The following is a 21,764-nucleotide window of genomic DNA, read 5'->3' as shown; positions in this document are numbered from 1 at the left end:
CGATCCTCGCCACAGGGTCCGGCCGCCCCCACCCGCCGCTTGTGTCTTATCCCCCGGAGCGCGCCATCATGCTCAGTCCCCTGATCCTGGTGATCAATTGCGGCTCTTCGTCGCTGAAATTCGCCCTCTTCCCCTTGGAGGGAAGAACCCCCGTTCTGGTCGGCCTCGCCGAATGCCTGGGTCAGGCCGAGGCCTCGATCCGCATTGATCACGCCGGCACCCGCGATAAGCGCGCCATCGCCAACGCAGGTCACCAGCAGGCCCTGGATTGTCTGCTGGGCCGGCTTGGCGAGATGGGGCTGCTCGAACCGATCAGCGCCGTCGGCCACCGGGTGGTGCACGGCGGCGAGCGCTTCACCGGCTCGGCGCCGATCACGCCCGAGGTCCTGGCCGATATCGAGGCCTGCGCCCAGCTCGCGCCCTTGCACAACCGCGCCAATCTGATCGGCATCTTCGCCGCCATGAAGGCCCTGCCCGATACTCCCCAGGTCGCCGTCTTCGATACCGCCTTCCATCAGACCATGCCGCCCGAGGCCTATCTCTATGCCCTGCCCCGCCTCTATCACAGCCGGTTGGGCGTGCGCCGCTATGGCTTTCACGGCACCTCCCATCGCTTCGTCGCCGCCGAGGCGGTCAAGCTTCTGGGGCTCGATCCCGACCATCACGGCCTGATCATCGCCCACCTCGGCAATGGCGCCTCGGCCACCGCCGTGCTCAACGGCCGCAGCGTCGATACGACGATGGGCATGACCCCGCTCGAGGGGCTGGTGATGGGCACGCGCTCGGGTGATGTCGATTTCGGCGTTCTCGCCCATATCGCCCGCCACGAGGGCCTCGATATCGACGGCCTTGAAGCCCTGCTCAACAAGACCAGCGGCCTGCTCGGCCTGTCGGGCTTGTCGGGCGACTGCCGCGCTCTGCAGGAGGCGGCGAGCCAGGGCCATGCCGGCGCGACCGAGGCCCTGGGCGTCTTCGTCCACCGTCTTGTCCGCCATATCGGCGCCCTGGCCATGTCCTTGCCCCGCCTTGACGCCCTGATCTTCACCGGCGGCATCGGCGAAAACTCGGCGCTTATTCGCGGCCGAACCCTCGATCATCTCGGCCTGCTCGGCTTCGAGCTTGATAGCGCCGCCAATGACACCATGCCGCGCGGCGAAAGCGGGGTGATCAGCCGGGGCGCCGGCCCCAAGGCCGCCGTTCTGCCGACCAACGAGGAATGGATGATCGCCCACGACACCGCCGCCATCGCCGGCCTGCTCTCGAACTCCGCCCAAAACGAAAGGCTTGCCAGTTGATGACCCCCCATGCCGATCGGCGAACCCTGTTCATCGCCGCCACCACCGCCCTGCCCGGCCTTTCGGCGGTCAGCCAGGGGCTGGTCCGCGCCTTCGAGCGCCAGGGTCTGCGCGTCGCCTTCGCCAAGCCGGTCGCCGACCACGCCGCCGTCGGCGGCGATGGCGCACCCTCGGCCGATTTGGCCGGGCCGATCCCGGCGCGGCGAGCCGAGGCGATGATCCGCGCCGGTCAGCGCGACGGTTTGCTTGAAGAGATCGTCGAGCGAGCCGAACGGGCGCGGGGCGACAGCGCGGTTCTGGTGGTGGAAGGGCCACTGCCCGATGCCGATCACCCGTTGTTGGCCGAGCTTGGCCGCGATCTCGGCCGCAGTCTCGCCGCCGAGGTGATCGCCGTCGTCTCGGGCGACCGTCCGAGCCCGACCGACGTTCTCGAAACCGTGGCCGACACCCTTTACCACCAGGGCGCCGCCGCCCTGAGCGGCGTCGTCATCACCTCGATCCGCGAGGGCCAGCAGGGGGACGCGTTGAAAGCAGCCCTGGCCGGCCTGAACCTGCCTTGCCCGTTGGTCGCGCTGTTTCCCGGCGAAAGCGAGCGGTCCCTGCTCGGCCTGATCGGAGGCGCCGCGCCCGGTCGGGCCCGTGGCTTGGGCGAAGACGACGCAAGCGTCGTCTGGTTGATCGAGCATATCGCCGACCATGTGGCGCGCGGTCATCTGACCGACCCGTCGCCCACCCACCGCGCGGCGATGCCGCCGCCGCTGTTTCGCCACCGGCTGGTCGGCGCGGCGCGCGCCGCCGACCGACGCATCGTCTTGCCCGAGGGCGACGAGCCGCGCACCCTGCGCGCCGCGGCGATCTGCGCCAAAAAGGGCATCGCCCGCTGCCTGCTGCTCGGCGACCCGTCGCGCATCCGCGCCCTTGCCCAGGCCAATGCCATCTGTTTGCCCGATACCATCGAGATCCTCGATCCCGAGCTGGTGCGCGGGCGCTATGTCGAGGCTTTGGTCGAGATGCGCCGGGCCAAGGGATTGACCGCCGTTCAGGCCACAGCCCAGCTTGAGGACACGGTCGTGCTGGGCACGGTGATGCTGGCCTTGGGCGAGGTCGACGGTCTGGTCTCGGGCGCCGTTCACACCACCGCTAGCACGGTGCGGCCGGCCCTGCAGCTGATCAAGACGGCGCCCGGCGCCAGCATCGTTTCAAGCGTGTTCTTCATGCTGATGCCCGATCAGGTGCTGGTCTATGGCGATTGCGCGATCAATCCCAATCCGACGGCCGAGCAACTGGCCGATATCGCTATTCAATCGGCCGATAGCGCCCTGGCCTTCGGCATCGAGCCGAGGGTGGCGATGATTTCCTATTCCACCGGCAGTTCGGGGGTGGGCGACGACGTGGAGAAGGTCCGCGCCGCCACCGCCCTGGCCAAGCTCAAGCGCCCCGGCTTGATGATCGACGGGCCGATGCAATACGACGCCGCCAGCGTGGAAAGCGTCGGCCGCCAGAAGGCCCCCGACAGCCCGGTCGCCGGTCGGGCCAATGTCTTCGTCTTCCCCGACCTCAACACCGGCAACACCACCTATAAGGCGGTGCAGCGCTCGGCCAATGTGGTCAGCGTCGGCCCGATGCTTCAGGGCCTGCGCAAGCCGGTCAATGATCTGTCGCGCGGCGCCCTGGTCGACGACATCGTCTATACCATCGCCCTGACCGCCATCCAGGCCGACCAGGGGGAACCCCGGACGCCGCACACCCTGGCCACCGCCGTCTAGCTTACCTCCTCCCGCCCTCCCTCCCCGCCATCCCCTCTCGTGGGGTGGCGGTTTTTTTCAACCCTCCCGTCACCGACGATAAGACCGAGTCGCGTAATCGGATAAATTCCCCCGGGTTTTCATCCCCGAAAAGGCTCGGAAGCGGCCAGAGCGGCACCAGCGCCGCGGCTTTTTTCGGCGCGCCCCGACAGGGGCGAAAGATCGCGCCGTGTCACCGCGAAACGCCGACAGGGTTCATGCCGATTGCCGGCAATCGACATAAATTAATTCCCCGACAAGACCTTAAGCGAAACCACACCGCGCCCCGGCTCTCTCCGCTACCGCCGGGGACGCAGCGGGACCGCCCTTTCTTCCACCCCGCCCGATCGGGCAAAAGGTGCCGTGTTGAGAGCGGCGCGATACAACCCAAAGAATGCATTTGACAGACTGCATTTTATATTTTTTCTTAGGTGGCAAGGGATCTATCAATCGATTTCGGTGGGGAACAGTTCATGCTGATAATTCCACCCCATGACCGCATAGACGATATCACCATCTATAAGGACAGCGACGATCCTTGGATGTTCTATGCTATCGCCAATATCCCGCGTTTACGGCTGGGGCCCGATGGCAAGCCGGTTTTCACTTTTCTGAAATATGCCGAAGTCGATCCCGGCCCCGATGGCAAGGGCGTCTCCGGCGGGTATGTGCAGTTCGACACCGCGTTCGGCCTGACATCCGATCAGGCGGCTCGGGTTCGCGGCGTTCTGCAAGAGCGCGCCGACAAGGCCGCCCGCGACCAGGGCCTGCCCAATCAACCGGTGCGTCTTGGCGATCCGACCTGGACCGAGGGTTCGATCGCGCTGGTCACCTTTCAGGAAGGCACCGGCATCGTCGATAAGGTGATGGGCGGCGGCACGCCGTCGCTGCTCGGCGACAACATCGCCGTCAGCGCCCTTCAACTTAGCGAAGCCGGCGCCCAATTGTTCTGGGCGGCCTGCCAGATGCCAACGATGCCGATCGGCATCGTCATGAAGATGAAATTCCTCGCCCGCATCCCCTCGATCGAGATGCATGTCTGGCTGCAGAGCGAAAACTTCGCCAGCTACTATGAGAAGATCGATCGCGACGAGCCGTTCTGGGGCGACGACACCGTCACCCAAACCCGCCGCGAAGACTTTCGCCGCACCAATTCGGGCGATGTCAATGTGGTGCGCTGGCCCGATTTCAGCGCCGATCCGAGCTCGGAAAAGAAATTCAAGGACGAGATCGTTGAATGGGGCTGGTCGCTGCTGCAAGACCATTTCAAGGCGGCCCTGGCCGATGTCATCCCCCCCTTCACCGAACGCGGCGAGATCGACGGCATCGAGCATGTCGAGCGCTCCCTGATCGTCAGCAAGGTCTCCGACCTTGATGTGTACTTCAAGCAAGACAGCATCATCCCCTGGTCGATCAATCCCCAGGCGACCTTGCAAAGCGCCTTGGCCGCCGGCGGCGGGCGCTTCCCCAAGGAGGATTTCTTCAAGGAGATCCCGCTCAACGACGCCTTCTTCAAGCGGCTGTCGGTCAAGGTCGATTGTAACGCCAGTTGGTCGGAAGGGATTATTCATTCGGTCGTCGTCACGCTGCGATACGCCGACAAGATCGAAAGCTTCACTTTCCAGAAGGACGAGGACACCTTCTTCTTTCGCCGGCTGATCGACCCGGCCCTGGGGCGGACATACCGCTATGACGCGGTCATCCACTTCAAGGCCAGCACCCGCACCCTCACCATTCCCGAGACCGAAACCGACAAAGCCGCCCTGGTCATCCCGGTCTCGCGTCTGGCCGGCCTCGCCGTGACCGTTCTGGCCGGCGATATCGATTGGGAAAAAACCGTGCAGCAGGTGCAGGTCGCCCTGTCCTATGAGGACGCGGCCAACGGCGTGGCCGAGCGGACGACGACGCTGCTGCTGGCCGCCGACAGCAAATCCCAGGTCTGGAAAGAACAGATCCTGGCGGCGGTGACCAAGCCCTATCGCTATACGCCGACCTATGTTCTGAAATCGGGCCGCACCCTTGCCCGGCCCACCGCGCAATCGACCAACGACACCTTGATCATCAATGATGTCTTTGGCGAGCGCATCAATCTCACCTTCGTTCCGGCGGGCAGCTTCACCCGCATGGCCGGCATCTTCGTCGAGGTCGATTATCAGGACGCCGCCAACGACCACCGCGTCAAACAAACGGTTCAGTTGCTCAGCGAAAAGGACAGCCCCGTCGTCTCCATTCCGCGCTGGGACAACGGTCCGACCAAATTCCGCTACCGCTTCCGGGTCTCCTATAAGGATGGCCGCCTTCAGGAGGTCGACTGGAAAGACGGCGACGGCTCGTCGAGCTTGGCCGTTGGCGAATTGTTCGAGGAAACCGTCGAGATCACGATCAAGGCCGATCTGCTTGACTGGAGCCTGCTGCGCTTCGTGTTGTGCAAGCTTGATTATAGCGACGACGCGGCCAATTACCGCGTCCGCGACGACTTCGTTTTCACCCCCACCCAATCGGCCGACAAACTCTGGTCTTTGAATCTGAAGGACAGAAAAAAACGCGCCTATTCCTTTCAGGCGGACTACGCCCTGAAAGGACAGAACACAAAAAAGATAGATGGTCCGCGCACGACAGAAGACGAGATGATCATTCTTGAAATTCCGGTGTAAGCGCCATGATCTATTTCGAGAACTATCTTTTCGAAGAAGGGCTGATGATCGTCGGCGATCACCAGGATAAAACCCTGTTCTATTTCTTTCCGGTGGCGCCCCGTCTCGCCCTGCATCCCGATGGCCTGCCGGCCTTCCTGTTCCTGAAATACGCCGATGATCCCCAGTCCCTGCCGCCCGGCGTCGAAGGCGGCGGCGGCTTCCTGGCCTTTGATTGCGATCTGCGGGTCGATGCCGATCGTTTGAGCGACGCCGCCAAAGCGGTGAAGAAAAAGCGCGATCTTGATCAGACGCCGCGCTTGGTGCCCATCGATTACCGCCGCGGCGGCGTGCGGCTGATGATCCTTGACCTCGATACCAGCCCGCCGCCGCCGCCAGCCCCCGCCGATGGCAGCCTGCCGGTGAAATCCTCGATCGTCGCCCCGCCCGGCCAGCGCTTCGTCGAACGCGCCAGCTTCTCGGCGACGCCCTCGCTGTTTGGCGACAACCGCGCCACCTTCAATGTCGAACTGTCCAAGCGCGGCGCCACCCTGGTCGAGGAAACCCTCGACATGGCCTCCTCGCTGGTCGGCATCGTCTATGACCTGACCTTCGTCGGCCTGAAGCCCGGCTTCAACGTGACGCTGAAGGTCGATTGGAAACGGGTTCAGCACGATATCGACGAACGTTTCCAGGCCAGCTTCCTGTTCGCCTCGGTCGATATCGAAAGCTTCGTCAGCGAATTGATCGACAACCGGGTGATCGAATTCGAAGTCGTGCGCTTCGCCGCCGGATCGGATGACGCGGCGCTGAACGATCGCACCGACGAGGCGGCGCAATTCGTCAAGGAGATGATCACCGACACCTTCTTCGAGCCCTCGCTCAACCCAAGCGGGGCGATCTCGGACCGCTGGTGGGAACAGGTCGGCAGCTTCGCCAAATCGATGAGGCCGACCTTCGCCGGCTATACCAAACGCGACATGACGCGCATCGACACCAAATCCCTGGATGTGTCGTTCCGCGAAATTACCGCCGTCGAGCGCCGCATCCTGCCCCAGGGCCATCTGCAGGGGTTGGCCGGGGTTCTGGCCGGTCATCCGAGGGATCTGTTCATCCGCAGCGTCCGCCTGGATGACGATTTCTTCAAGACCGTGGCGGTCGAGGTGACGGTCGGCGGCAGTTTCGAGGCGCTGGGGTTCACCGGCGCCACCATCGCCTTTGACTATGCGGGCGATGCCAAGGCCCTGACCTTCGACAAGCCCAACGCACCGCAAAGCGTCAAATGGTTCTTCGATCCGCCCTCGGGGCGCAGCTATCGCTACCGCGTTGAGTTCTTCCCCGGCCCCGATATGCCCGACGGCCTGGAGAGCGGCTTCACAAGCGACTGGTTGGTCAGCAACGAAACCCGCATCACCCTTGACCCCATCCGCTTCTTCCAGCCCGCCACCGTCGGCTTCCGCCTGCTCGATGACGAGGTGCTTACGCGCTTTCCCACCATCGAGATCGAGGCCAGTCACGAAAACCCGGCCGGCGGCCCGGCGCGGCGCAAAACCCTGATGCTGCGCCCCGATCAAAAGACCCCCTCCTGGCGCTTCCTGCCCTTCACCCCGGGGGAGGCCGAGGTCACCACGCGGCTGCGTTTCCTGCGCGCCAACGGCACCGGCCTGGAGATCGGCCCGCTGGTCAGCCGCTCCGATACCGTGCTGATCGCCGATCCCCAACCGCTGCGTCTGGAAGTCGAAATCATCCCCTCGGTCGATTGGACAAGCTTGCGTCAGATCATCGTCGATTTGCGCTATGAGGACGCCGAGAACGGCCTGCGCCATGCGGGCAAGGCGACCTTCACCGAGAAAACCGACGTCAGCAGCGCCTGGGTCATCCCGATCGCCGATGCCGACAAGCGCCATTACTCCTACCGCGTCACCTTCCTGGCCAAGACCGGCGCCGTCCGCCAATGGCCCTTCGTCTCGACCGACGATGAACGCGTCTTCGTCACCGAGGATTTCCTGCGCGAGACCATCGTTGCCGTCTCCTCGCGTGGCAAATCCTTTGACGAGGCCGGGATCGCCCGCATCGAGGTTCAGTTCCAATACGATCCCGGCGCCGGCCAACCCGTCGTCACCCAGGACAACACCCTGTCAAGCCGCGACGCCACCGGCGAATTCCGCTTCACCCAGACCGATCCCGCCCGCCCGCGCTATCGCTATGGCGTGACCTTCGTCGGCACCGATGGCTCGCGCCGCTTCGAGCCAGACCGCGAGTCCGATAGCACCAAACTGGTTTTTTCGATCGTTTGATCCCCCTGTTCGCCGTGGGAGACACGCCATGCTGCTGTTGAAGCCGCTTTTCACGGTCAACAAGGTCACGGTCTTCCCCGACCATGCCGATAAGGACACGTTCTATTATCTGCCCGAAAACGTCGCCATCGCCAAGGACGGGGCGGGCAAGCCGCGGTTCCTGTTCTTGAAATACATGCGCGATCTGACCGACAACGTGGCGTTCAAATCCGATCAGCAATTGGGCGGCGGCTTCGTCACCGTAACCGTCGATTGCGCCCTTGATGACCAGACGCGCCGCGACATTATCTCGCGGGCAAGGCGCACGGGCAGTCTCAATCCCCAACTGGTCACCGCCCCCTTCCACGAGGGCACGGTACGCATCGTATCGCTTGATTCCGCCGCCGAGGCCGATCCGGCGAAGGCCCGCTTCGTCGAACGCGCCGAGGGCTCGACGGTGCCCTCGCTGTTTGGCGATCTGACGGCGACCTTTTCGCTGATGCTGTCGCAGGAAGGCGCGACCTTGATGGAAAAGGCCTTCGACGGCGGCGGCGGGCCGATCTGCGTGTTCTACGACATGAAATTCATGGCTCTGCGCCCGGCCTTCGAGGTGCGGGTCAAGGCCAATATGAAGCGCGTCTATGAAAGCTTCGAAGCCGGCTTATCGGCCCAATACATGGTCTTCCGCGTCGATATCGAAGCCCAGCTCGCCAAGCTCGAACAAGACCAGATCCTGAAGATCGAGGTTCTGACCTTCGCCGAGGACGACAATACCCGCGCGGCCAAGGACGCGGCGATGGCCTTCCTCAAGGAACAGGTGATCAACCAGTTCTTCACGCCCGCGCTGCCGCTGCCGACCTCGGGCGGACGAAGCACCGATCCCTTGGCCGGGCTGGCCAGCGCCCTTGGCCTGGGCGGGCGAACCCTGGGCCAGGGGGCCGCCGCGACCCCAGCGGCTCCCGCCGCCCCGGCGGCCTCGGTCAGCCAGCCGGCGCAAGCGGCCAACACGCCGCCGGCCAATCCCCCCGGCCCGGCGACGGCGGGTACCACCCCCGCCGCCCTGGCCACCGGCGGCGCGGCCAATCCGGCCAGTGCGCCCGGCGCACCGATGGCGGCCCCCGCCGCCGGCGCGGCGGGCGGAGCGGCGGCGGGTGGCGGCGGCATGGCGGCCGGCGCCATGGTCGGCCTGCGCCTGCGCTATGTCCGCCAGGAGGAAATCAAGAATCTCGATCTGGTGTGGAAGGAATCCGGGCCGGTCGAACGCCAGCATACCCCCAATGGCACCTTCGGCGTTCTGCTCTCGGGCAAGGACCGCGCCGCCCATATGCGCAGCGTCGATCTTGATGATCCCTTCTTCAAGCGCATCCTGGTCGATGTGTCGGGCGGTGGCAATTGGGCCGAGGCGGCGTTGACGCTGTGCAAGGTTCACCTGGAATACGGCGATGACGGCCAGGGTCGCCCCCGCCATGTCGATGATCTGGAACTGCGGCCCAATGCCCAGGGAGTCATCGCTCCCCAGGTCTTCACCTGCTCGCTCGACCAACAGCGCTCGCTTGATGTGAAATACCGGCTCGACTTCTTTTTCGATGACACCCCGGCGATCCGCGCCAAGGCGGCCTTCCACCAAAGCCCGGTGATGACCCTGACCGGACCGGGCGGCACCATCGAGGTTCAGCCCAAGGCCCAGTTCGGCTTTATCGCCCTTGAAGCCGGTCTCGGCCTTGATTTCAAGGACTGGGGCGTCGCCCAGGTTCTGCTCAAGCTGGGCTATTCCGATCCGGCCAACGGCTTCACCTTCGAGGAAAGCTTCACGCTGAGCGAGGGCTCCCCCACCGCCCGGCTCAAGATCCGCACCATCGATCCGCTCAAGCTCGCCTGGTGGTATGAACCGACCTATGTGCTGCCCGGCGGGCGCTCGTTGAGCGGACCACGGATCACCACCACCGATCCGACGGTGACCATCGAGATGCCTTGGCGCCAGTTGCTCGACGTCACCCTCGATCCCTTCGACCTCAGCGGCCTCAAGCGCATCGCCCTCGAAATCGACTATATCGATCAGGACCATAACCATCAGTTCAAGAAGACCATCCGCGTCGATGATCCGGCGGCTTACATCGACCTCAAGGTGCCGATCCTTGATGAGAAACGCCAGACCTACCGCTACCGGGTCAACGCCGTGCAGGCGACCAACCAGCCGCTGCGCGGCCCCTGGGTCGATGCCGAGCCCGGCTTCAGCTTCATCCAGAAACCGGCCTGAAGGAGCCTCCGATGACCAAGCGCGCGGTTGTGGCCGGCATCAATGATTACCGCAATTGGAACTCCGTTGGTTTTGGCAATCTGTCGTGGTGCCTGACCGACGCCCAATCCTTCGCCGAGGATGTCCTGGTTCACGGGCGCGGCTTCCGCCCCGACGATATCACCGTGCTGCTCGATCGCGACGCGACGCGCACCAATATCCTCGAACACCTGCGCCGCCTGCTGGCGCGCGCCGATCTTGGCGATGTCATCTGCCTTTACTTCTCCGGCCATGGCGACCGCGCCCAGGTGCCGGGCACTCCGTCGGAATGGCACGAGACCATTGTGCCCTATGACGGCGCGGCGATGATTTCAGATCACGAGATCAACGCCCTGATCGCCGGGCTGGAGTTCAACCGTCTCAATCTGACCCTGGTGCTTGATAGCTGCCATTCCGGCGGGGTTTACGATCCGGCGCCCCCCCAGGGCAGCAAGGTGGCCCAATGGGGCGAAGACAAGCTGGGCGCCCTGGTCTCGACCTGCAAAACCATCCTTCCCACCATCTGCGCTCAGACGGTCGATCCCTTCGTCAACAATATCCAGGCCATCCTGCGCGCCGTCGACAGCGCCACCATGACGGTGGACGGCGCCAAGGACACCGCCGAAACCGCCAAGGCGACGCTGTTCTCGGCGTGCGATTTCGATGAGACGGCCAAGGAGAATCCAACCCTGCGCCATGGCTTCATGACCAAGGCCCTGCTCGATACGGTCACTCAAAGCGCCTTCAAAATGCCCAACCGGCTGCTGGCCAGCGACCTGCGCGGCAAGGTCGCGGCCTTCGTCAGCCAGTTCGGCACCTCGCAACAAACGCCCTGCCTGCGCGGCCGTCCGGTGCGCCAGGACGAGGACTTTTTGACCGAATGGACCTTCAGCATCTAACAAGCACGCGCTCTTAGGGGAAACAGGCCATGGCGAAATACGCTCTTTGCGTTGGCGTCAGCGACTATTCCAATTGGCGCCATGGCGCCGATGGCCCCAGCGATCTGGCCTTCGGCGTAACCAGCGCCGAGCAGTTCCGCGACCTGCTGATCCATGCCTTCGCCTTCCCGGAGGCCAATATCCGCATGATGCGCAATGGTTGGGCGTCCAAGGGCAACATCTTGCAGGGCTTCAAGGAACTGGTCGATGCCGCTCAGCCCGGCGATGTCGTGTGCATCTTCTTTTCCGGCCACGGCGGGCTGATCCCCGGGGTGGCGGCCGGCGGCCAGCCCGAACCCGATCTTTTCTATGAAACCATCGTTCCCCACTCCGGGGCGATGATCACCGATTACGAATTCAACGCCCTGTCGAACCGCCTGTCGCCCAGTCAGGTCAATCTGACGATCGTCCTTGATAGCTGCCACTCGGCGGGGATGAGCGCCATCGAAGGCGCCCCGCGCCCGCGCGGATTTCTTGGCGCCGCCCCCGCCGGCTTTTCCTTTTGCCGCGCCCTCAAGCGGGCCGGGCTCTGCGTGGCCGGGCGCGACGCCATGGCCTGCGTGCCCGGCGATCTGGCCAAGCTGACCATCGCCCCGGCCGACCAGTTCGTCGAACAGGCCCGCGCCACCTTGATTTCGGCCTGTCGCACCGACCAATCAAGCTGGGACGCGCCAAGCTTGAACGGCTCGGTCTTCATGACGGCGATGGTCGATATCGTCCGCCAAAGCGGGCTAGCGATCTCGAACACCGCCTTTGTCGCCGAGCTCGCCGCCCGCGCCCAAACGCTGATGGCCAGCGCCATCAATGCCATTCCGCGTTACGCCACCGAGAAGTCCGAGCCGCAGCTTTACGGCCAGCGCAATCGCATGGCCGAAACGGTGCTGGCCGGCTTCACCGACAGCCGGTGAGGACCGATGTTGACCCTTGGCTGCCCCCTGCGCTTCCCCACCCTGCCCGGGCTTGTCGTTTATCAGGACGACGAAGACCCCAAGCGCTTCCATGTGCTGGCCACCACGATCGGGCTGGCCAAGCGCGCCGATGGCGGTCCGGCCTTTTCGGTGGTCTCGGCCAGCAGGAACGGCCCGGCCTTTATCAGCCTGACCGCCGAACTGGGCGCCACCCCGGCGCAAGAGGCTGCAGTGCGCGCCCTTTTGGCCGATGGCGAAGTCGCCGCCCTTCGTCTGCGGCCGACCGACCCGACGGGGTCATGGTCGGAAATCGCCGTGCCGGCCCAGCCGGTGAGCGACGCCGTGCTGGTCCCTCCGCTGTTCTCGGCCGGCGAGGCGCGGCTGGTGCTGGGCGACGGGGCGGAGCTTTTGGCCGATATCGTCCAGGCACCGTCGTTGTTTGGCGCCAATACCGCGAGTTTCTCGCTGATTTTGGAAAAGGGCACGGCGCAGCTGGCCGATCTTGTCGAGGGCGACGGGCCGATCGGCACCATACGCTATGACATCAGCTTTCCGGCCCGCGTTCCCGCCCTGACGCTTGCCGTGAAGGCCCATGGCGAAGGCCCGCAGGAGGGCGAAACCGTTGAGGCCGCCGTGCTGCGCGGCGCCCTGGAGGTGACCGCCTTCGATGCCGAGGGCGAGCGGCCGGCGCTGGTCACCACCGCCGCCGTTCTTGATGTCGCGGCCGAGCTGTGGCGGCGCAGACCGCCGGGAACGCGCAGCCTGCGCGTGGACCCAGGCGCGATCATCCCCTGCCATCTGACCGTCATCGCCCCCTTGCGCGCCCTGGTTCCCGCCGCCCTGTGGGAGGGATTGGGATGAGCCCGGGCGATTTCTTCCAGGCCCTGCGCGCCCTGGGCGAGGCCCATGCCGGCCTTTTCGGCGGTGTGACCCCAACCGGCCCGGCGCTTTCGGCCCTGCTGGCCTGCCATGAGCGGCTTCCCGAGGGTGGGCTTTGGCGATCGTTCTCGGATCTGACGGCCGATGGCGCGCCGCTGGAGCTGACCGAGCATTTCGGAGCGCAGGCAAGCTTTGGCCTGACCCTCGACCCCCGGCCCTATAAGGGAGCCGAGGCCGGGCGCTTCGCCTAGGCCTGCGCCTTCGCCAGCCTGTTGTGGCCGGATCTGCCCGCTATCTTGGCCACCCTTGGCCCGTGGCTCCACCAGCGCCTATGGATCGGCTTCTTGGGGCGTCGGACCGAGTTCTATCTGCCGCTGGCCCGCACCCCGGGTGCGAGCGCCGTGCTGGCCGGTCTGGCGATCCGCCCCGATACCGCCGCCCGCCGGGCCCTGGCCCGCCATGGCGCCGAGGGACGGCTGATGATGATCGCCCTGACTGTCGATCGGGATCGTTTCAGCGGCGTCACCCTTTACCTGCGCCAGCCCCGGCCGCTGCTTGGCCCCGCCTTGGCCTTTTATCCGGCCCTGGCCCTGGCGCGCGACCATTGGAGCGATGCCGATACGGGCAGCGCCGTCAGCCTTGATCTCACCGGCTGCTTGATCGGCGAGGCGCTCTATCACTACACCGCCCCTTATTGGTCTTGCGATCAGGCGTTGATCGCCCGCTTGGGCGAGGTTCTGGCCCGGCGTGACCTGCCGATCGGCACGGCGAAACAACAGGCGGAGCTGATCGGCATCGCCACCCGGGCCTTGACCCGGCGGATGATCGGACTGTCGGCCGCCGCCGGGGGCGGCGATGTCCGCCTCAAGCTTTACCAAAGCGCGGCGCCCCATGTGCGCCAGTACCGGGAGAGCGCGTTATCGCGGCGCAGCGCCTGATCCGCCCGGGAACGGCGCAAGGGGACCCACCCCGTTGCGCGCCCCTTTATAGTCCTGGAGACGTCCCATGCTGAATTTCTATAATCATTTCATCGTGCCCGACGTTCCCGACGTGACGATCTTCCACGACGATCAGGACCCGACCCTGTTCTATATGCTCTCGGCCCGGCCCACGGTCGTCCGCGCCGAGGACGACACCCCGCTGTTCAACATGATCGCCTTCGCCCGCGACTTCAAAGCCCTGGCGACCGCCAGCCAGGAGCTTCCCCAGGGCGATCTGGAAGGCGGCCTGCTCGATATGACCGTCTCGCTTGAAGTCAGCGCCGCCGACCAGCAAAAGATCCGCGCCTTCATCCAGGGTCAGAAGGCCCCCTTCCTGCGCTTCCGACCGATGCTGATGGCCAAGGGCCTGATCAGCGTGGCGCCGCTGACCGTCACCAAGCCGATCAAGCTGACCTATCCGACCTGGGTGGATGGCAAGGTCGATTTCAACATCATTCCCGGCGATATGCCCAGTTTCGTTAAGGCGCGCGGCGGATCGGACAAGCCGTCGCTGGTGCAGACCAACATAGCCTCCTATCAGGCCTTGCTGGGTCAGGAAGGGGTGCGCCTGCTGCGCTTCGCCCTGCAAAAGGGCGTCTGTCCGGGCACCTTGGCCTATGACGTGTCCTTCGTCGCCCGTATCCCCAAAATGTCGATCTCGATCAAGGGCAACGCCAAGGATGTTTATGAGGAGATCAAGACCCACACCACCGTGCGCGAGACCTATAGCGGCGGCGGCAAGACCTCGGTCTATCAGTTCCCGGCGGTCAATTCGTTAAGCGAAATGCGCTCGATGTTCGCCAGCCTCGATATCAAGATGTCGTTTGACGACTTCCGGCCCGACACCGCCGGCAGCTTGGAATCCGAGGCGACCAAGAAGATCGAGGAGGTCGCCCTGGATATCGCGCTCGATTATCTGAAGCAGCGCTTCTGTTCCCCGGGGTTCTCGCCCGGGCTCAAGGCCGAAAAGCTTGGCGTCGATCCGCTGTTCCACGATCCCAACAAGCCGGCCAACGCCCCGCCGATGCCCGCCAACCAGTTGTGGCTCAAGGACTTCAAGCAGGAGATGGAGGGCGAGCTTGATTTCAACATCACCGCCCAGACGACGACGACGATCAGGAAGTTCCCCAATGCCGGCCTTGATGCCGCCATCCCGCGCGCCGAGATCGAAAAGCGCATCGTCGAAGCCGATCTGTCCAAGCCGATCTTTTCGTTTCTGGATGTGCCGATCCGCGTCAACGCCGATTTCGAAGCCGATCCGATCGCCCAGATCAAGGTGTTCTGCGCCTATGACCAGACCGACGAGATCACCCATGTCCGCAAGACCGAACGCCAGACCTTCGATTTCGACACCGGCACCGAGAAGAAATTCTTCCGGGCGGTGATGGCCAAACGCGCCGATGGCTCGCCCAAGGACAGTTTTTCCTATTCAGCCCAGATCGTTTATAAATCCAGCATCCCCGCCCAGGATGTCACGCCGGTCGAAACCACCGACCGCAGCCTGACCATCACCTATGAAAAGCTTTCTTGCGTCAATGTCCGCGCGCTGTGGGGGGCGATCCCGGCCGATGTAGTGCAAAGCGTCACCATCGCCTTCACCTACCCGGCCTTCCCGTCGCCGACCTCGACCAAGGAAATCATCTTGTCGCCGACGCACACCGAGGATGGCTGGTTCACCTATACGGGGGGCAACAAGTCGCTGGATTATACCTATGAAACCAGCTTTTTGCTGACCAGCGGCAAGGTGATCAAGATGCCGCCGCAGACCAGCCAGCGCGACCGGCTGATCATCAACGCCCCCTTCATCGACAGCCTGGAGGTCGATTTCGTCGCCCAGGGCGATTTCAGCGGCGCCGGCACCCCCGATGGGCGGCGCCTGACCTCGGTTCTGGTCGAAGTGACCTATGAGGACGCGGCCAATCACATCGCCACATCGACCCGGGGCACCCTCAGCCAATCGGGCGAGCGTTGGACCTTCCGCCAGCGGCTGATCGATGGCGGCGCGCGAGCTTACAGCTACCGCGCCGATCTTCTTTATAGCGACGGCACCCGCGTCGAAGGCAAATCCATTCCCGGCGATGGCCGCTCGCTGGTCTTCGTCGGCGAAACCACCACCGATATCCTCGATGTCACCGTCGTTGCCAGCCTGATCGATTTCGCGGTCTATCGCATGGTAACGGTGATCCTCAGCTACGCCGATCCGGCCAATTCGGTGACCTCGCGCCAGATCATGAACTTCACCGCCGCCAATCTCGGCGAAACCCGGGTTTGGCGCATCGGCCTCAAGGACCCGGCCAAGACGCGATACTCCTATCAGATCATCGCCGCCGGCATCGATCCGGCCAAGAACAAGGCTTTGCCCTTGGCGACAAGCGACAATCCGGTGCTGATCATCGAGCTATAGGCCCGCCTTTCCTGTTGTGCCCCCCGGCAAGGATCCCGACCATGGCCGACACCGTCGCGACCGTCCTCCAAGCCAGAACACCACTCAAAGTGCGGTCGAGCCGCACCATGTCCCTGGCCAAGGCCCTGCTACCCAAGGATCTTTTCCTGCGCGTGCCGGTCCATCAGGCGGTCGGACCGGTGTTTGACACGCCGATCGATCCGGCGGCGGCGGTTCACGTCGGCATCGACGGCAAATCCTATTTCATCCCCGCCGTCCGCGTGGCCAAGCGCACAAGAACCAGCCCGGTTCCCGATGTGGTCTTCGACAAGCGGCCCGAGGGCACCTTTCTGGTGGTGGGGATCGAGCTTGTGCGGGGATCGGCGCCGCTCGAGGCCGAACCCTTCGTCATCGATCAGCTTGCCCTGGCGATCGCCGGGGCCGAGACCGTGCCGCTGGCCTTCGAGATCGACGACCGCCCGGCGGCAGGCGAAGCCATCCGCTCCCTGCAGTGCGCTGCCCAGGTCCCCGAAGCCCAGGTCGGGGTGCTGGTCGGCCTGATGCAAGGGAAGCCCGACCTGTGGTTCCGCCTGAGCGGGCGGATCCTGACCCAATTGCGCATCGTTGAGCCGACACAGCCCTCCGGTCCCACCCCCCACCCGATCCCGCCCCTTCCTCGGCCGCCCCTTCCCCGCCCCCCCAATCCCCGACCCATCCCCCATCGCCCCCCCGTGATCCGGCCCCACCGCCCTCTGATGACCGAGCTCGCCACCCCCCTGGACTCCGCCGTCGCCCGGCGATCGCCCATCACGGTGACCAGGATGGCCGATGTCGCCGACCTGCACCGTGATCTCATCGTTCCAAAATGGCAGGAATACTGGCTCGCCTCGGTCATCCCGATCGCCAATACCACCACTCGGTTCGAGCAGCGCGAGGTCGTGCGCGCCTTCTCCACCCCCCAATCCTGCCCCGCCGTTTTCCCGACCGGCATCGCCGCCAACCGTCCGATTTATATCGAGGTGGCCAGCGGCTTCGACGGCGCCTTCGGCGTCGGCTGGCGCAGCGACGGCGAGATCGGCGACCTGCGCGAGGCGCCGCGCGGCGGCCAATATTACGTGCTCCCCGATGCCTATGGTCTGGCCTTCGATCGGGCGAGCGGCCTGCCGGCGGTCAGCGCCCTGTTGATCGCCACCGCCCCCGCCGGCGGACAGGGGGCAAGCGAACACAAGGTGCGGGTGCGCTTTGGTCTGGTCGCCTCCTTCGATCCGTTGCGCATCGAGCGGCTGCGCCAGCGCATGCGCGAGCGCGAAGGGGTGCCCTTCGCCGAGGTCGCCATCGGCGGCTATGACAGCGCGACCTTCGATCTGTTTCCGGTTCTGCAAATGTTGGGCGTCGACGAAGCCGCCGTGCCGGCCCCCGATCGGGCAAGGCCGGTCGATGCCAAAAACGGCTTCGATCTGACGATGGATCTGACGATCGAGCAATACAGCCTGCTGGTCCAGGCGCTTAAAACCGGCAGTCATCAGGCGGGCGTGGTGCGCTTCACCCTGACCGGCGAAAACGATACGCCCCTAACCCGCGATATCGGCGTGCGCCTGTCGCTGACCCAACCGGCCGAACTGCCCCTTGATCTGGTATTCGAGGAGGGCGCCCCCGAGGATCCGCCCAATGAGATCACCATCAACAATGACGCCGACTGCGAGGTGAGCGTGGCCAAGGTCCTGCCCACCCTGATCGCGGCGATGGATCAGCGCCCGGTGGCGGCTTATGACGCCAGCGCCAGCCCGCTGCCGATCACCATCCCGGCCAAAGGCAGCGTTCTGGTGACCTTGACGCCAACAGCCAATGATCCGCCGCCGGTCTGGAACAGTTTGGCCGCCGCTCTGGCCGGCGTCAGCGCCCGCTTCGAGGCCGAGGCGGTTCTCGGGCGCATCCACCAGCTTGCCGGAACCACCAGTCTGCTCTCGCGCGTCGTGGTGTCCTCCTGGGTCTTCGCCTCGGAAAGCCGCATCCCCGCCGCCCTGCGCGACGTGCTGTTTGGCATGGATGTCCAGCTTCGCCGCGGCGCCGACGAGGAGCCCGCCACCTTGACCCTGATGGTGGACGACGCCCGCAAGACCTTTGATTTCGCCTTCGGTCTTGCCGATATCCTGGCCGGCCAGACCCCCGATTTCCCCACCTTCGAATACCGCCAACGCAATCGCCGAACCACCGGCGAGGGCCCTTGGACGGCCTGGACGCGCTTTCGCGGCAATACCCTGGTCGTCAACCCCGAGCTTCCCGCCAGCCCGGCGCCAGAGGGCTGAGCGGCGACCCTCAAAATAATAGAAATTCCAATTATACAGATGTAAGCTCAGCGAGCCCGGTTATGGGCAAGTCTGACACCCCCCTTGCGCCGGCGACGAGCGGCCCCGGCCCGCTCCCCGGTGCCCGGTGCCCGCTGGCGAAGGTCTGTATTCCATGGGACTGAAAGCAACCTGCCTCGCCGCCCTTGATGATCTGCGCGCGGTTTTCGCCACCCTGGACGAAACGGCGACGGATCGGGCGGTCGAGGAATTCGTCAAGGCGCGACAGATCGCGCTTTATGGCGTCGGCCGCGAAGGCCTGCAGATCAAAGGTCTGGCCATGCGCCTCCATCACCTGGGCCTGCGGGTCGCCATGGTCGGCGATATGACCACCCCGCCGCTCGCCGCCGGGGATCTGCTGGTGGTCTCGGCCGGGCCCGGAGCGTTCTCAACGGTATCCGCCCTGATGGGGGTGGCCAAGGCCGCCGGGGCGCGGAGCTTGCTGGTCACCGCCCAGCCGGCGGGGGACTGCGCCCGCTTGGCCGATGTCGTCTTGCCGATCCCGGCCCAGACCATGGCCGATGACCAACACCCTTCGGCCAGCATCCTGCCCATGGGATCGGTGTTCGAAGGCGCCGAGTTCATCTTGTTCGAGGCGCTGGTCCTGGCCCTGCGCGACCGTCTGGCGGTCAGCCCGGAGGCCATGCGGGCGCGCCACACCAACCTGGAGTAGACCGCACGGGGCCAAGCCGGGTAGAACCGGCGTCCTCTGGCGATGCAACAACATGGAATACCCTGATGGCAGCCGATGACGCGGACGGTCTTTCCTCCGACAGTGATACCCAGCACCTCAATACCCGGGTCGCCTGGTACTATTACATCGGCAGCATGACCCAGCAGGAGATCGCCGACCGCCTGGGGCTGACCCGCCTGCGGGTCAACAAGATCATCGGACAGGCCCGGGCCGACGGCTCGGTGCAGATCGAGATCAATATGCCGCTGGCCTCCTGCGTCGCCCTCGAGGAATCGCTCAAAAGCCGCTATGGACTGGTCGATGTCGTCGTCGTCCCCTCGGTCAAAGACGAGGAGGTGCAAAAACGCGTGATCGGCGAAGCCGCCGGCCTGATGTTGGGCGGCCTGCTGCGCGATGGCCAGATCATCGGCGTCGGCTGGGGCGGCACCCTGGTCGCCTCGGTCAAACGCCTCACCCAGCGCCGCCACCCGCGCTCGCGCGTCGTTTCGCTGATGGGCGGGCTGACCCGGGGATCGGCGGCCAATACCTTCGAGGTCGCCACCGACCTCGCCCGCGTTCTCGGGGCGGAATGCCATTACATCCCCTCGCCGCTTTATTATCCAAACGACGAAAGCTTCGCCAGCCTGCTTGGCCACCGCCCCTTGGCCGAGGTAATGGCCGAGGCGCGGCGCGCCGATGTCGCCCTTGTCGCCTGCGGCGACCTGTCGGGGCGCTCGCAGTTGTTCTCGGCCGTCTCCCTCGAATCCCGCCAGATCGCCGACCTCAAGGCCCTGGGCACCGTCGGCGAAGTGCTGGGCACCTTCCTCGATGCCGAGGGAGTCCCCGTCGATCATCCGCTGAATTCCCGGGTCATGGCCCTCCATCCGGCCGACCTCAAGGCGGTCAAGGCCACCATCCTGGCCTCGGGCGACACCTATAAACTGCCGGTTATCCGCGCCATTCTGCGGGGCGGCTACATCAATCGGCTGGTCACCGACGAAGCCGTCGCCGAGGCCCTGTTGCGCGGCGCTTAAGACCAACTATAATGGTCGGACATACCTTTGACTTTCCGGTCGAATACAGTTGAAACACCGATATGACAACTGTATAAGGGAACGATCAGGCCGGTTGGAAGGGGTGATCCCGCCCATAGAGACCGCGAAAAATTCAAGGCGGCAAGCACGGCGGGACCGACACACTCACCCTTTCCGAACGTGGTTTCGGCCGCGTCGCATGACCTCCGTTGGGCGGAGGCCAGCGCCGGCGCCGTAATCGTGGAGGAAAATGTCCCATGAAGACCGTTTTCGTTTCCGTGGTCGCCGCGATGGCGATTTCATCTCTTCCCATGGTCGCCTCGGCCCAGGAGAAGAGCACCGACCCCCTTCGGTTCGTTCTCGTTCCCAAGGTCGTTCATCCCTGGTTCGACAAGGTCAATGACGGCGCCAAGGCGGCGGCCGAAATGCTGACCACCACCACCGGCCGCAAGGTCACCGTGGAATATCGCGCCCCGCAGAAGGCCGATGTGGTCGAACAAAACGACATCATCGCCCGCTCGATCGCCACCCGCCCCGACGGCATTTTCGTCGATCTTCTTGACGAGAAGGGCAACCGCGCGGTGCTCGAGGAGGCCCAGGAACAGGGCATTCCGGTGACGGTGTTTGATTCGGTCGCGCCCGAGGGCATGAACCTGACCAGCATCGGCAATGATTTCTGCGAGCAGGCGACCATCGCCTCGACCCGTCTGGTCGAACTGATGGGCGGCAAGGGCGAAGTGGCGATCATGATGGGCGTGCCCACCGCCCCCAATCACGCCATCCGCGCCAAATGTCACGAGCAGACCTTCGCCAAATATCCCGACATCAAGCTGGTCGCCACCGGCATCGACAATGACAGCATCGAGACCGCGCAGAAGCAGGCCGCGGCCATCATGCAGGCCCACCCCAACCTCAAGGGCTGGGTCGCCTCCGACGCCGCCGGTCCGATCGGCATCGGTCAGGCGATCAAGGAAGCCGGCAAGGTTGGCAAGGTCTTCGAGGTCGGCCTCGACGACCTGCCCGATCTGCTGGCCCTGATCAAGGAAGGCGTGGTTGATTCCTCGTCGTCCACCAAGCCCGAAATGCAGGGCTATTGGGCGGTGATCGCCACCTGGCAAAAGGCGATGGGCATGCCGACGCCGAAGTACATCGACACCGGCATCGCCGTCATCACCAAGGAAAGTCTCGCCAAGTAAGCTTGCGGACCTCCGCCCCCGGGGTCGCCTTGTCCAAACAGGCAAGGCGGCACCCGGCCGGCCGAGGACGACGGCCCAAGACTTTCCCTGAGCGCGGGCAAGGCCGGCGATCCTCCGTTCCGGGGGATCGACAGGTCCGCCGTCCGCCTCGCGCCTGCCAGGAGG

Annotated in this window: 15 protein-coding genes; all 15 read left to right on the top strand. The window is 64.8% G+C overall.

Going from position 1 to position 21,764, the window contains the following annotated elements:
- Nucleotides 1-68 precede the first annotated feature (68 nt).
- The 15 genes from RRU_RS07180 to RRU_RS07110 all read left to right on the top strand — a co-directional run bounded on the left by RRU_RS07180 (nt 69) and on the right by RRU_RS07110 (nt 21,599).
- The gene (locus RRU_RS07180; protein ID WP_011389133.1) at nt 69-1,295 is read left to right on the top strand and encodes an acetate/propionate family kinase; all 1,227 of its coding nucleotides are present in this window, start codon (nt 69-71) and stop codon (nt 1,293-1,295) included.
- The gene (pta, locus tag RRU_RS07175; protein WP_011389132.1) at nt 1,295-3,061 is read left to right on the top strand and encodes a phosphate acetyltransferase; all 1,767 of its coding nucleotides are present in this window, start codon (nt 1,295-1,297) and stop codon (nt 3,059-3,061) included. The genes RRU_RS07180 and pta overlap by 1 nt, the downstream gene beginning before the upstream one ends.
- Before the next feature lie 491 nt (nt 3,062-3,552).
- A complete protein-coding gene (locus RRU_RS07170; RefSeq protein ID WP_011389131.1) occupies nt 3,553-5,733 on the top strand; it encodes a hypothetical protein in 2,181 nt (726 codons plus the stop codon).
- A gap of 5 nt (nt 5,734-5,738) precedes the next feature.
- On the top strand, nt 5,739-8,009 hold the full coding sequence (locus tag RRU_RS07165) for a hypothetical protein (RefSeq protein ID WP_011389130.1): 2,271 nt from the start codon (nt 5,739-5,741) through the stop codon (nt 8,007-8,009).
- A gap of 28 nt (nt 8,010-8,037) precedes the next feature.
- Nucleotides 8,038-10,245: a hypothetical protein gene (locus RRU_RS07160; RefSeq protein ID WP_011389129.1), complete on the top strand. Its 2,208-nt coding sequence runs from the start codon at nt 8,038-8,040 to the stop codon at nt 10,243-10,245.
- An 11-nt stretch (nt 10,246-10,256) separates the two neighbouring features.
- Nucleotides 10,257-11,162 (top strand): caspase family protein, encoded by a 906-nt coding sequence (locus RRU_RS07155; RefSeq protein ID WP_011389128.1) that lies wholly within the window; start codon nt 10,257-10,259, stop codon nt 11,160-11,162.
- 29 nt (nt 11,163-11,191) lie between these two features.
- Entirely contained in the window at nt 11,192-12,109 is a 918-nt protein-coding gene (locus RRU_RS07150) for a caspase family protein (protein WP_011389127.1), read from the top strand.
- 6 nt (nt 12,110-12,115) lie between these two features.
- The gene (locus RRU_RS07145; RefSeq protein WP_011389126.1) at nt 12,116-12,970 is read left to right on the top strand and encodes a hypothetical protein; all 855 of its coding nucleotides are present in this window, start codon (nt 12,116-12,118) and stop codon (nt 12,968-12,970) included.
- The gene (locus RRU_RS07140) at nt 12,967-13,239 is read left to right on the top strand and encodes a hypothetical protein (RefSeq protein ID WP_011389125.1); all 273 of its coding nucleotides are present in this window, start codon (nt 12,967-12,969) and stop codon (nt 13,237-13,239) included. Before RRU_RS07145 ends, RRU_RS07140 begins: the two co-directional genes overlap by 4 nt.
- A gap of 93 nt (nt 13,240-13,332) precedes the next feature.
- Nucleotides 13,333-13,926 (top strand): hypothetical protein, encoded by a 594-nt coding sequence (locus RRU_RS07135; protein WP_014626157.1) that lies wholly within the window; start codon nt 13,333-13,335, stop codon nt 13,924-13,926.
- A gap of 67 nt (nt 13,927-13,993) precedes the next feature.
- Nucleotides 13,994-16,372, top strand: a complete 2,379-nt coding sequence (locus tag RRU_RS07130; RefSeq protein ID WP_011389123.1) for a hypothetical protein — start codon at nt 13,994-13,996, stop codon at nt 16,370-16,372.
- A 41-nt stretch (nt 16,373-16,413) separates the two neighbouring features.
- Nucleotides 16,414-18,657, top strand: coding sequence for a hypothetical protein (locus tag RRU_RS07125; RefSeq protein ID WP_011389122.1), 2,244 nt, complete (start codon nt 16,414-16,416; stop codon nt 18,655-18,657).
- Nucleotides 18,658-18,811: 154 nt separating this feature from the next.
- On the top strand, nt 18,812-19,369 hold the full coding sequence (locus RRU_RS07120; RefSeq protein ID WP_011389121.1) for an SIS domain-containing protein: 558 nt from the start codon (nt 18,812-18,814) through the stop codon (nt 19,367-19,369).
- Between the two features lie 65 nt (nt 19,370-19,434).
- Nucleotides 19,435-20,403, top strand: coding sequence for a sugar-binding transcriptional regulator (locus RRU_RS07115; RefSeq protein ID WP_011389120.1), 969 nt, complete (start codon nt 19,435-19,437; stop codon nt 20,401-20,403).
- Between the two features lie 257 nt (nt 20,404-20,660).
- Nucleotides 20,661-21,599: a substrate-binding domain-containing protein gene (locus tag RRU_RS07110; RefSeq protein ID WP_011389119.1), complete on the top strand. Its 939-nt coding sequence runs from the start codon at nt 20,661-20,663 to the stop codon at nt 21,597-21,599.
- Nucleotides 21,600-21,764: the final 165 nt, after the last annotated feature.

This window comes from Rhodospirillum rubrum ATCC 11170 (genome assembly GCF_000013085.1).
GTDB lineage: Bacteria > Pseudomonadota > Alphaproteobacteria > Rhodospirillales > Rhodospirillaceae > Rhodospirillum > Rhodospirillum rubrum.
This window is presented reverse-complemented; position numbering and strand designations above follow the sequence as displayed.